Annotated in this window: 10 protein-coding genes; 8 read left to right on the plus strand and 2 right to left on the minus strand. The window is 59.3% G+C overall.

The annotated features are described in order from the left end of the window. The first annotated feature begins 6 nt into the window (after nt 1-6). The gene (locus GH769_RS16210; protein ID WP_014719289.1) at nt 7-645 is read left to right on the plus strand and encodes a LysE family translocator; all 639 of its coding nucleotides are present in this window, start codon (nt 7-9) and stop codon (nt 643-645) included. On the opposite strand, the gene GH769_RS16215 is transcribed toward GH769_RS16210, so the two are convergent. Both GH769_RS16215 and uraH read right to left on the minus strand, forming a co-directional pair. Continuing rightward, the gene (locus GH769_RS16215) at nt 629-5,914 is read right to left on the minus strand and encodes a dermonecrotic toxin domain-containing protein (protein WP_032903744.1); all 5,286 of its coding nucleotides are present in this window, start codon (nt 5,912-5,914) and stop codon (nt 629-631) included. The two genes, GH769_RS16210 and GH769_RS16215, sit on opposite strands and share 17 nt — an antisense overlap. A gap of 148 nt (nt 5,915-6,062) precedes the next feature. Continuing rightward, entirely contained in the window at nt 6,063-6,416 is a 354-nt protein-coding gene (gene uraH / locus GH769_RS16220) for a hydroxyisourate hydrolase (RefSeq protein ID WP_014719291.1), read from the minus strand. 148 nt (nt 6,417-6,564) lie between these two features. Between uraH and GH769_RS16225 the strand changes: the two genes are divergently transcribed. The 7 genes from GH769_RS16225 to GH769_RS16255 all read left to right on the plus strand — a co-directional run bounded on the left by GH769_RS16225 (nt 6,565) and on the right by GH769_RS16255 (nt 12,846). Next, a complete protein-coding gene (locus GH769_RS16225) occupies nt 6,565-6,861 on the plus strand; it encodes a hypothetical protein (protein WP_019818590.1) in 297 nt (98 codons plus the stop codon). Continuing rightward, entirely contained in the window at nt 6,858-7,784 is a 927-nt protein-coding gene (gene puuE / locus GH769_RS16230) for an allantoinase PuuE (RefSeq protein ID WP_014719292.1), read from the plus strand. The genes GH769_RS16225 and puuE overlap by 4 nt, the downstream gene beginning before the upstream one ends. Next, the gene (uraD, locus tag GH769_RS16235) at nt 7,781-8,296 is read left to right on the plus strand and encodes a 2-oxo-4-hydroxy-4-carboxy-5-ureidoimidazoline decarboxylase (RefSeq protein WP_014719293.1); all 516 of its coding nucleotides are present in this window, start codon (nt 7,781-7,783) and stop codon (nt 8,294-8,296) included. Before puuE ends, uraD begins: the two co-directional genes overlap by 4 nt. A 41-nt stretch (nt 8,297-8,337) precedes the next feature. Beyond that, nucleotides 8,338-9,333, plus strand: a complete 996-nt coding sequence (gene alc / locus GH769_RS16240; RefSeq protein WP_014719294.1) for an allantoicase — start codon at nt 8,338-8,340, stop codon at nt 9,331-9,333. A gap of 135 nt (nt 9,334-9,468) precedes the next feature. Continuing rightward, nucleotides 9,469-9,972: an ureidoglycolate lyase gene (locus GH769_RS16245; RefSeq protein WP_014719295.1), complete on the plus strand. Its 504-nt coding sequence runs from the start codon at nt 9,469-9,471 to the stop codon at nt 9,970-9,972. Between the two features lie 51 nt (nt 9,973-10,023). Continuing rightward, a complete protein-coding gene (locus tag GH769_RS16250; RefSeq protein ID WP_003192825.1) occupies nt 10,024-11,307 on the plus strand; it encodes a urate hydroxylase PuuD in 1,284 nt (427 codons plus the stop codon). Nucleotides 11,308-11,502: 195 nt separating this feature from the next. Continuing rightward, nucleotides 11,503-12,846, plus strand: a complete 1,344-nt coding sequence (locus GH769_RS16255; protein ID WP_014719296.1) for a nucleobase:cation symporter-2 family protein — start codon at nt 11,503-11,505, stop codon at nt 12,844-12,846. Nucleotides 12,847-12,857: the final 11 nt, after the last annotated feature.

Here is a 12,857-nt window from a genome sequence, read left to right on the forward strand (position 1 = left end):
ATGTAAATGACCTTGGAAACCTGGCTGCTGTTCAGCGGCGCTGCGCTGGTGGTGATCCTGATCCCCGGCCCGCTCTCATTGCTGATGATCAGCAACAGCCTTAACTATGGCCTGCGCCGCTCGTACCCGGCGTTTCTCGGTGGTGTGTTTGCCTCGATCTGCCTGTTGAGCGCCTCGGCCCTGGGCCTGGGCGCGCTGTTACTGGCGTCCGAACAACTGTTCAGCGCGCTCAAAATTGTCGGCGCACTCTACCTGTTCTACCTGGCGTGGCAGAGCTGGCAGCAATCGCGCCTGCCCAATGCAGGCGCTGAAGTTCCGCACGCTGCGCCAGTACCACGCTTTCGTGCATTGTTTGGCCGGGCTTTTGTACTGGGCGCCAGCAACCCCAAGGACATCCTGTTTTTCGCTGCCTTCCTGCCACAATTTCTCAGCAGCCAGCAACCGTTCCTGCCGCAGTTGCTGGTCATGATCGTCACCTGGACGCTGCTTGATCTGCTGTGCAAGTTGGCTTACGGCTTGGGCGCCCATGGCGCTGCGCGCTATTTGCGCAGCGGCTCGGGCCAGAGCTGGTTCAATCGGATCAGTGCCGCACTGTTTGGTGGCGCCGCAGCAGCGGCACTCGTCAACGCTAGGGGGCCAATTTGACGAAGTAGACGCTGGGGTTCAGATTGCCCTTCGTCGCCCATTGGATACCCGCCACGATTCGCACCAAGCGCTGTTCTTGCAGCGCGCTGTCGACCGCTTTCAATAGAAGAGAGTCGGGGTGTAATTTAATTGCGAACCGAATCCACTTGTCCGTCAGCTTGGTTCTCAATGTCATTCGCCCCGTCTCAAGCCATTGATAGGCGACATAGTAAATTTTGTTCGAATGGCGATGCGTCACAACTGATTCGTGGCTGAATTCTCCAGCGGTTGTCCCCTGCCGCCGCAAAGACAAATCCTGGACGGCGAAGCCCTGCTGCTCCAGCACGGTTCTGACGGCAGAGCGCTCTGCGTCAAGCCGCTGCGTCCTGACCGGTGTGACACCAAATTGAAGGTGCGGATCCAACGGGTGAGGCGGCGTGAAGTCAACACGCGTGAAGCCTGGCGCCTTGCCATCGTACCCGATGTACACCATTTCTTTGCGCCGCTCATTGGGCCGCAACATCTGTAGCAAATCATCCGTCTGGCCAACACGGCCGTTTACAGCAAGCAACCACTTGTCGAGCGTTGCGCGAATATTCAGTAAATGACTGGCCGTTGCCAGTTGTGGCGGGCCTGACAACTCAATCAGCCTGGCGACTGCCAACGCTCGGCTTGTATTTGTCAGGGTGGGAAAAGCACTGCCCACATAGCGTTCCAGTGGCCTGTCGAACAGCGGCGCATGCAGCTGCCACTCGCCCGTCGAAGTGCGTGATACCGGAATGGGCTGATCGTTGATTGCCGTACTTGTCCAGCGCTCAATATCAGTGCGAGCCAATGAAACCTGCTGCGTATCCCTGGTAATAAACGCAATGTCGGTCAATGGCGCCTGATCCCCCGTGTCCAGTAGCCTGTAATATCCGATTCCCGATCCAGCGCTCGGTGTGTCATACCTCGCGCCGATATAGATGGCATTGTAGAAGGCTCCTTGAGGAGTCGATTGCACACGTAAAACGCCAGGTATCGATGAGTCCGACAGCTCAATGGCCTGGGCTCGGATACGCCAATCGAACCAGTGGGTGGCGACCGTTGAGGACTGGACAATGGTGCTTTGTGTAGCAGAACGCACAGTCGGTGGGAACCAATCCCGTAGCGCCTCTACTTCTACGCGCCAGGGGTTGAGCACCCCCGAGCTGGGCCCCGGTTGAGGGTCGCCCGAGCCCAACAAGCGTTCACCGGGCTGATCGATGTGCAAGATCAACTCGTCTTCGCCCGGCTGCCGGGTATTTTTGAGTCGAAATACCTGTTCGTTTTCGCGCTGGTAAATCGGGTAATGGTGCGTATCGTCTGTCAGAAACAGCTCACCCTTTTTGACATGGATCCCCTTTTTGCCCGGGCCTTTCAGCGCCACGGCGTCGTCAGCAATCGCCTTGATTTTGAACCGGTCGAACACCTTGAGCTGAGTTACAACGGGCACCTTCACGCGCGAAAGGCTATCGCGCACGGCCATGCGCATGCGGTGTATGCGTGCCAGTAAAGCCCTCGGCGCAGGACGCGTCACCTTGGCCACAGCACTGCCGCGCCCCTTGGGCCCCGGTATAAAGTTTGTCAGCAGGTCAGCCGCCATAAACGCACTCATAAAACCCACGTCAACGGCATCATGAGGGTCCCCATAGCGATGAAAGCGCCGCGCCACAAGCAGCAACTCGTAGGCATCATTGAACATCCCGAATAACGGAGAGAAAAAAGCGATCAACCGGCGCCTGCGTGTCTCGCCCTGCTCGCCCAGCCGACGGGTGCGATACTCATCCAGCGCTTTGCCGGAATGGCTGGCTGCCTGGGTCTGACGTTTCAACTCCAGCACCGGGGCGTCGTAAAGCAATGCCTGGGCATCACTGTGGGACGTGGGGACAATTGCCAGCCAAGCCTCAGGTTCACTGGCAATCTGCTCAAGGATTACCTGCTCAACCTCATCCGGCAGCACCGTCGGCTCCAAGTGCTTGATACCGAAGGAGCGAACAAACTCAACCGCTTGCCATATCCCTTTGACCATGGCAAACGCAGGTATAGCGTCCAGGTAACTGACGGCAGCACCGAGCCTATCGACCCTGACCGGGTGATGGGTAATTGCCTGAAATGCCCAGCCGGGTGCGATCTGCCTCGCCAGCATCTGGGTGTTTTCAGGCCGTGCGCCAAGGCGGTTCAATGCATCCTGGGCTTGTTGCAAACTGCAGTACTCGGTGAGAACCAACGCGGGCGAAGCATTCGGCCAATAGATCACGCAATGCCCCGACCGCAGGTCTCGCACGATCACCAGGCCCGCGATATAGCGGTCATGCTGCATCGTGTGGCCCACTAAATGAAGCACATGCAGTTGCAGCTCATGTTGGTTTTTCAACAAGTCTTGCGGCGTTCGTGCGGCCATCGCCGTGGTGAAGATACTTTGCGCGGTTGCCGTCAAGCCTTGTTGCGTGGCCAACAACAGATGTTGCTCAGTGCCGGCAAGCAACGTCCGGTTCAGTAACTCGGGAATGCGCCCTTTGCTGAGCGTGTGGAGGGTATCGCCAGGCGGGTAAAAAACCTGGTTGATCAACGCGTCGTACTGACCGCCGACATCCAGCGAGGAAATCGTACGGATCAAGTAAGCGGCATTCAGTTGATTTTTCCATTCAGGTTGCAAATAGCGGGCGCGATTGAGTCGCCACTGCGTCCAGGGCGCCAGTGGGTCCAGGTTATGCTGCGCCAGTTGTAACAGGCTGTAGGTGGTGCGCTTCAGGGTCGGGGTAAGTTTTATGGCGCGGTCGCCAATGGCACAACCGCTTGTCCATCCACAATAACTGCCTTGAACATCATCGGGCATATCAATGAAGGGCTGGTCGATATCAAACTGCGCAGGTATGCCGTCCAACCGCAAGCGATCGATCAGGGCACGGCGAGCGAAGGTTTCCAGACCGGGCAACTGGTCTTCAAGCCTTGTCTTGAATGCAAAAGTACTGCTCAGGTAAAAGCGCTGCGATCGCCTGAACTTCTTACGCTGGTAACGGGATGCGTGCTCCAGCCAAGCTGGCAGTTTCTTCGCTTGCAGTGCGGTTTTGCGCAACAACTCGACATTGGCCTGGGCGCGGCTCTGGGCGTCACTGACAGGTGCCTTGAGCTGCTCTTGCAGTTCTGCCAGCAGCAAGGCGCGACTTATTTGCGCATCTTTCACGCCGTTGAATATGCGCGTGATGTCTTCTGGACTGTTGTGCAGGCGCTGATAACACCCAAGCAATGTCTTGATCGCAGCCAGGGCGGGCTTGCCATTAATCGGTACGTAGCGCACAGCCAGCGTTCCACGCGCCGCGTGTGAGCGCAAGTCGTTACGCTTGTCGTGCTCGACATAGTCCCACAGCGCGCTGCGATCCCAACTATCAAGGCTGGCTTTGATACTTCGGGTCAGGGCGTCCAGTCCGGAAAACCCCTGCACCCCACCTTCCGCTCCGAAACCGCACAGGACTACCGCATGCTGGCGCCGCGGCACCCGTACCGCCGCCGCCGTAGTCACCACCCACATGTTATGGAGCGGATAGAAGGCATCCGGGTCATTGCCAATCGCAATTGACAGCACTCGGGTTTGACTGTCTGGACGTTTTGACGGCAAAGGCTGATCGAGCACTTCGATGATCAGGTCCCGATGCGCGGTGCTTATCAACTTGAGTCGATGCTGCAATTGCACCTCACAGCGTAGCGCCTCAGTCTGGGCGTCAAGAAACAACGTGCCGCGCCTGAGCGTACCCTTTCCACCAGGGCGCTCAGCCCAAAATGCCACCTCGAACAGCCGTTGCTGGGCATCCTGCACCCACCTGTCCATCGTTTGGGCATGGGCGTTGAGCTGGGATACCAGCGATACAAATGCCTGGTATGCGGGCGTATCGTTACTCAAATCATCGGGATCGAGCAACGCAACCAGCCCTTTTTCGTAGCGTTTGATCCGGTGTTCTACGGTGTATTCGGCCAAGCCTGGCGCAGTGCTGCCAAAGATTATTTCGGCGTGTCGTCGTTGCTGGTCCCATTTGAGCAACTGCTCTCGAAGCGGGCCAAGTCGGGCCCCGCCAATCAACTGCTGCCGGTTACGCTCCACTCGTGCGAGAACAACTGCTGACTCCAGAGGCTGTGACGTTCCGGCGGCAAACACATGGGCGTGGTTGCTTTTTACCGTACACGCCAATTCATTGGCCCATTGCCCTTCCAACAACGCCTGCGCGCTTGACGCCAGCGCATCCTCCATAAGCTCCACGCCTCGAGAGACAGTGGATACCGAGGAGAACGTTGCAGGTGGAAGCAACACAGAGCGACGACTTAATGGCAAACATTGCCAGAGCTCGTGTAGACGAGTCCTGCCCAGCGCCTGCACGCCGCACGCCAGGGCGACGAAAGACGGGTACTCGTAAAAATTGCGAGCCACACCCGGTAAATAGACAACATGAGGCACATCATCGGGATCGCCCTCACGATAGAAATGCAACGCGCCCGCAATAGCCACCGCAGGGTTACCCGGCCACATCAACGGGCCTACTCGCACATCGGCCCACTGTCCGCCCGCACGCAGACGTGCTTCAGCGGTTGGTGCATCGATCACGGCCTGAACCATGGCCAATCCAGCCCGTGATAGCTCGTTCAGTTGCCTGGCAATAAAGGCCCGGTCAGCAAAAAGCGCCTGGTGCAGCTCGATCCAACGCTCCCGGCGTGTGAGCCAGGAGCCGTACTCCAGCGCGTCCCAATATTCATTGGCTGCGCGACCCAACCGCTCAAACAGCCCCAACGCGATAACCCGCCGCAGCGCTTCCAGCGGTGTATAGGGCAACCGACGGTCAGGCGCGCCCTTGACGCTGAGGAGGGTGTATTGATTGATATTGAAAGGCACCGAAGGGCGGACCAGCAGCAACAACGCACGATCAGTCAAGGTGTCGACTTTCTGCGGTAAACGCGGAGGCATGGGTTCGGTGAAGAGCAGACTGTCCGGGTCAATCTCGAACGCCTTCTGCAACTGGGCGCGGATCACCTTCAAGATCCTGGGTGAGCGCCCTATCAGGCGTGTGAGCGCCCGTGTCGACTCGCGGCATCTCGCGTCGGCCAGCCCGATCTGATTGATCAGGCGGCTGGGATGGGGATAGGCGTTGATCCGTTCTCGCAACGGAGTGCGTAGGGCCTGTAAATCGGCATCGACGAAAAAGGGCGGCGCGTCCTCCTCCAGGGTGTCGTCAGGGTCACTGGAGGGCGCTGTAACGCCGAGCTGATCAGGGGGCAAGGTCATGGTGTTTTCTTCTCTATGCACTGAGGAAAAACCAGCCTAGGGCCCATCAATGAGCAAGAGGGGCTAGATAGTTGAGCGAAAAAAAGCCCGCAGTGTGCGCGGGCGAAACCAACGAAGAGCATTTGGGGGTGTGAAGCGAGGTGACGACTCAGCTACCGCGATAAGTGGAGTAGCTGTAAGGCGAAATCAGCAGAGGCACGTGGTAGTGGTCTTGCTCGGCACTGATACCAAAGCGCAACACCACCACGTCGAGGAAGGCAGGTTCAGGCAATTGCACACCGCGGGCACGGTAGTAATCACCGGCGCTGAACTGCAGTTGGTACACGCCGCTGCGGTAGTCGTCGCCTTGCAGCAGCGGCGCGTCGCAACGACCGTCTCCGTTGGTAGTGGCGGTAGCGACGAGCTCAAGCTGCGTGCCTTCGACACGGTAGAGCTCAACCTTGATTGCGCTGCCAGGGCAGCCGTGTGCAGCGTCCAAAACGTGTGTGGTCAAACGTCCCATGGCTTCTATGCGCCTCCGGAAGTCAGTGATTGAGAAACCCGCACCTTTTCAGAGCGTTGAAAAAGCCGGCGATGACCGATTAAGACACTTTTTATGAAAATTGTACACAATAAATTCCACAGCCTTCCAATCCCCTGTAGGAGCGAGCTTGCTCGCGAAAAACGTCAACGATGACGCGCGCTTTCAGGATGAAAAGTGGCGCGCTCGGGTTTTTCGCGCGCAAGCTCGCTCCTACAGCGGGCTTTTTCATTTTAACCTGACCATTCAGGCAAGTTTCTTGCAGAGACCCGTAGAGAGCCCGTTCAGAAAAAATGCAGAAATGCAGGCTTACAAAGTTCGCGATAAGTTGTATACAATCACTCATCGCTGTGACGCCACTCAGTCATTCCACTGCCCGGACGCCACACACACCTGCTACCACGAACAAGAAGGAAGACTGCAGTGAGCGCTGACTACCCACGCGACCTGATCGGTTACGGCAGTAACCCTCCTCACCCCCACTGGCCGGGCAAGGCACGCATTGCGCTGTCGTTCGTACTCAACTACGAAGAAGGCGGCGAGCGCAATATCCTGCATGGCGACAAAGAGTCCGAAGCCTTCCTTTCGGAAATGGTCTCGGCCCAACCGCTGCAAGGCGAGCGCAACATGAGCATGGAGTCGCTGTATGAGTACGGCAGCCGTGCCGGTGTGTGGCGCATCCTCAAGTTGTTCAAAGAGTTCGACATCCCGCTGACCATCTTCGCCGTGGCCATGGCCGCCCAGCGGCATCCGGACGTGATCCGCGCCATGGTCGCCGCCGGCCACGAGATTTGCAGCCACGGCTACCGCTGGATCGACTACCAGTACATGGACGAGGCTCAGGAGCGCGAGCACATGCTCGAAGCCATCCGCATCCTCACCGAACTCACCGGTGAACGCCCACTGGGCTGGTACACCGGCCGCACCGGCCCCAACACCCGTCGCCTGGTGATGGAGGAAGGTGGCTTTCTGTACGACTGCGACACCTACGACGACGACCTGCCCTACTGGGAACCCAACACCCCCAACGGCAAGCCGCACCTGGTGATCCCCTATACCCTGGACACCAACGACATGCGCTTCACCCAGGTGCAGGGCTTCAACAAGGGCGACGACTTTTTCGAATACCTCAAGGACGCCTTCGACGTGCTGTATGCCGAAGGTGCCGAAGCGCCAAAGATGCTGTCCATCGGCCTGCATTGCCGCCTGATCGGCCGCCCGGCACGCCTGGCCTCGCTCAAGCGCTTCATTGAATACGTCAAAGGCCATGACCAGGTGTGGTTCACCCGCCGCGTGGACATCGCCCGTCACTGGCACCAAACCCACCCTTTCCCGGGAGCGGCGAAATGACTGCGTTCCAGACCCTGAAACCTTCGACCTTGAGCCGCGACGCCTTCGTCCAGGCCTTTGCCGATATCTACGAACACTCGCCATGGGTGGCCGAAAAGGCCTTCGACCTGGGCCAGGACGCGTCGATCGACCAGATCGAAACCCTGCACCAGCGCATGAGCGATATCCTGTTGAGTGCTGATCACGCCTCGCAACTGGCGCTGATCAATGCTCACCCGGACCTGGCCGGAAAAGCTGCCGTCCAGGGCCAACTGACCCAAGCCAGCACCGATGAACAAGCGGGCGCGGGTATTCACCAATGCACGGCCGAAGAGTTTTCTCGCTTCACCGAGCTGAATGAGGCCTACAAAGCCAAGTTCAAGTTTCCCTTCATCATGGCGGTAAAAGGCAGCAACCGGCATCAGATCCTCGCCGCGTTCGAAACGCGCATCCACAATTCGGCAGACACCGAGTTCAAGTGCGCGCTGGACGAGATCAACAAGATCGCGTTGTTCCGTTTACTGACCCTCTAGCAGTCCATCCCCAGCCACTCTATCTAAGGCAGACAAGAAGAATGAAAGCTTACGCCGTACCTTTCGAAAAGTTCGTCAACCTGGCCGACGCCCGCCTGGGCACCAAGATCATCTCGGTGACCGATGACTGGTTCGCTGACGCCAACCGCCTGTTCCAGCCGACCCCGGCCGTGTGGAAGGAGGGCGTTTTCGATGACAACGGCAAGTGGATGGACGGCTGGGAGTCACGCCGCAAGCGCTTCGAAGGCTACGACAGTGCAGTGATCCGCCTGGGCGTGCCGGGTTCGATCAAAGGCGTGGACATCGACACTTCATTCTTCACCGGCAACTTCCCGCCGTCGGCCTCCCTGGAAGCCTGCTTCCTGGCCTCGGGCGAGCCGGATGCCAACACTCAGTGGGTGGAAGTGCTGTCAGCCGTCGAGCTGCAAGGCAACAGCCACCACTACCACGAGATCAACAACGACCAGGCGTTCAGCCACCTGCGCTTCAACATCTACCCGGATGGCGGCGTGGCCCGTCTGCGTGTGTACGGCGTGCCGTTCCGCGACTGGTCTTCGGTGGGCGACAACGAACAGGTCGACCTGGCTGCCGCGCTCAATGGCGGCCGTGCCCTGGCCTGCTCCGATGAACACTTCGGCCGCATGAGCAACATCCTCAACCCGGGCCGTGGCATCAACATGGGCGATGGCTGGGAAACCGCGCGTCGTCGTACACCGGGCAATGACTGGGTGATCGTCGCCTTGGGCCACCCGGGCGAGATCGAGAAAATCGTGGTCGACACCCTGCACTTCAAGGGCAACTACCCGGATACCTGCTCGATCCAGGGCGCTTTCGTGAAAGGCGGCACCGACAGCCAGATCGAAACCCAGTCGCTGTTCTGGCGCGAACTGCTGCCGGCGCAGAAGCTGGAAATGCACGCCGAACACACCTTCGCCGAGCAGATCAAGGCGCTGGGGCCGATTACCCACATCCGCTTGAACGTGTTCCCGGATGGTGGTGTGAGTCGCCTGCGTGTCCTGGGCAAAGTCTCGAAATAACACCCGATCGTCCCCACGCTCTGCGTGGGGACGCATCCCGTGACGCTCCGCGTCACACAGCGGACGCAGAGCGTCCAGGGCAGCGTTGCTACGCAGAGCGTGGGAACGATCTATAGACAAGATAAGAAGACAGCCATGCGCACACTGATGATCGAACCCCTGACCAAAGAAGCCTTCGCCCCTTTCGGAGACGTTATCGAAACCGATGGCAGCGATCACTTCATGATCAACAACGGGTCGACCATGCGCTTTCACAAACTGGCCACGGTCGACACCGCGAAGCCGGAAGACCACGCCATCATCAGCATCTTCCGCGCCGACGCGCAGGACATGCCGCTGACCGTGTGCATGCTGGAGAGACACCCGCTGGGCAGCCAGGCTTTCATTCCGCTGCTCGGCAACCCCTTTCTGATCGTGGTCGCGCCACTTGGCGATGAACCTGTATCGGGCTTGGTCCGCGCCTTCGTCACCAACGGCAGGCAGGGCATTAATTACCATCGCGGCGTCTGGCACCACCCGGTGCTGACGATCGAAAAGCGGGATGACTTCCTGGTGGTTGATCGCAGTGGCACAGGCAATAACTGCGATGAGCATTTTTTCAAAGAGGATGAGCGTTTGATCCTCGCCCCCCACCAATAAGAGAAGGTCTGATCACCCGACAACAAGGGTGACAGGCGAGAGGTAAAGACTGTGGAAGCACATCTGTTGGAATGGCTGAACCTGAGCGTGCGCTGGGTTCACATGATCACTGGCGTCGCCTGGATCGGCGCTTCTTTCTACTTCGTCTGGCTGGAAAACAACCTTAATCGCGTCAACCCCAAGAACGGCCTGGCCGGTGACTTGTGGGCGATCCACGGTGGCGGTATCTACCACCTGGAAAAATACAAACTGGCCCCGCCGACCATGCCGGACAACCTGCACTGGTTCAAATGGGAAGCCTATTTCACCTGGATGTCAGGCGTCGCGCTGCTGTGCGTGGTGTTCTACCTCAACCCGACGCTGTACTTGCTCGCCCCCGGCAGCAGCCTCAGCGGCACCGAAGGCGTATTGCTGGGCATCGGTTCACTGTTCGCCGGCTGGTTTATCTACTCCTTCCTGTGCGATTCGGCCCTGGGCAAACGCCCTGCCCTGCTCGGCTTGATCCTGTTTGTGCTGTTGATTGCGGCGGCCTACGGCTTCAGCAAGGTGTTCAGCGGCCGTGGCGCCTACCTGCATGTGGGCGCGGTGATCGGCACGATCATGGTCGGTAACGTGTTCCGCATCATCATGCCCGCCCAGCGTGCGCTGGTGGCGGCCATCGCCGAGAACCGCACACCGGACCCGGCGCTGCCGGCCAAGGGTTTGCTGCGCTCACGGCATAACAACTACTTCACCTTGCCGGTGCTGTTCATCATGATCAGCAACCACTTCCCGAGCACCTATGGCAGCCAATACAACTGGCTGATCCTGGCCGGGATCGCGGTGGCAGCAGTGTTGGTGCGCCATTACTTCAACACCCGGCATGACAGCCAGAAGTATGCGTGGACCTTGCCGGTGGGCGCGTTGGCAATGATCAGCCTGGCCTACGTGACCGGGCCCAAGCCGGCTGAACCGATTGCCAAGGCACCGGCGGCGATTGAGTATCAGCCGCTGCCGGAAACCGCCTTGGGCGGTGGCTTGAAACCCGCCGCGCCTGCCGCACCCGCCGCTGAACCGGCACCAGCCCAGGCCACCACGGACTTCGGTCAGGTGCACCACGTGATCGAGCAACGCTGCACCGTGTGCCATTCGGCCAAGCCCACCAGCCCGCTGTTCAGCACCGCTCCGGCTGGGGTGATGTTCGACACACCGGCACAGATCCAGCAGCAGGCGGCGCGCATTCAAGCGCAGGCCGTGGCCAGCCAGATCATGCCGCTGGGCAACATTACCCAGATGACCCAGCAGGAAAGGGATTTGATTGGCACCTGGATCAATCAGGGGGCCCGCACCAACTGACTGTTTCACACAGGACCAATGTGGGAGCTGGCTTGCCTGCGATAGCGGCAGATCACCAACATTTTCGGTGACTGACACACCGCCATCGCAGGCAAGCCAGCTCCCACAAGGGAGATCAGTGATGGTTTGAAGATTAAGTTTCATCCGGCAATTGAATGCCAAACAACACAAAAATAAAAAGATTCGAGGTGTTGCATGTCCCAGTTAGAAACGCAGACTCCTGCCGCGCCCGCCATGGTGCGGCTGCCCCTCTTGCAATTGATCCTGGTAGGCCTGCAACACGTCTTGCTGATGTACGGCGGTGCCGTCGCCGTGCCCCTGATCATTGGCCAGGCCGCCGGCTTGAGCCGTGAAGAAATCGCCTTTCTGATCAACGCCGACCTGCTGGTGGCTGGTATCGCCACCATGGTGCAGTCGTTCGGCATCGGCCCCATGGGCATCCGCATGCCGGTGATGATGGGCGCCAGTTTCGCCGCCGTGGGCAGCATGGTCGCCATGGCCGGCATGCCCGGCATCGGTTTGCAGGGCATCTTCGGCGCGACCATCGCCGCCGGGTTCTTCGGCATGCTTATCGCACCGTTCATGTCCAAGGTAGTGCGCTTTTTCCCGCCGCTGGTGACCGGCACGGTGATCACCGCCATCGGCCTTTCGCTGTTTCCCGTGGCGGTGAACTGGGCCGGCGGGGGCAGCGCCGCCGCCACGTTTGGCTCGCCGGTCTACCTGGCGATTGCCGCCCTGGTGCTGGGCACTATCTTGCTGATCAACCGCTTCATGCGCGGCTTCTGGGTGAACATCTCGGTGCTGATCGGCATGGGCCTGGGTTACGCCCTGTGTGGTGTGATCGGCATGGTCGACCTCAGTGGCCTGGCCCAGGCGCCGTGGGTGCAGGTGGTGACGCCGTTGCACTTTGGCATGCCCACGTTCGAGTTGGCACCGATCCTGTCGATGTGCCTGGTGGTGGTGATCATTTTTGTCGAGTCCACCGGCATGTTCCTCGCCCTGGGCAAGATCACCGGCCAGGAGGTCACGCCGAAGATGCTGCGACGCGGCCTGTTGTGTGATGCCGGCGCGTCGTTCTTTGCCGGCTTCTTCAACACCTTTACCCACTCCTCCTTCGCGCAGAATATCGGCCTGGTGCAGATGACCGGCGTGCGCTGCCGCTCGGTCACGCTCATGGCCGGCGCGTTCTTGATCGTGCTCAGCCTGTTACCCAAGGCGGCCTATCTGGTGGCATCGATTCCACCTGCGGTACTCGGCGGCGCGGCGATTGCGATGTTCGGGATGGTGGCGGCAACCGGGATCAAGATTCTGCAGGAAGCCGACATCGCCGACCGCCGTAACCAGTTGCTGGTGGCGGTGAGCATCGGCATGGGCCTGATCCCCGTGGTACGCCCGGAGTTCTTCGCACAACTGCCGTTGTGGATGAGCCCGATTACCCACAGCGGCATCGCCATGGCCACCCTCAGCGCGCTGTCGCTGAACATCCTGTTCAACATTCTCGGCGGCGCTGAGCGCCCCGAAGTCGCACATACGCATTGATTCCTTTGTTA

Source organism: Pseudomonas sp. CFSAN084952, from assembly GCF_009648855.1.
Classification (GTDB): Bacteria; Pseudomonadota; Gammaproteobacteria; order Pseudomonadales; family Pseudomonadaceae; genus Aquipseudomonas; species Aquipseudomonas paracarnis.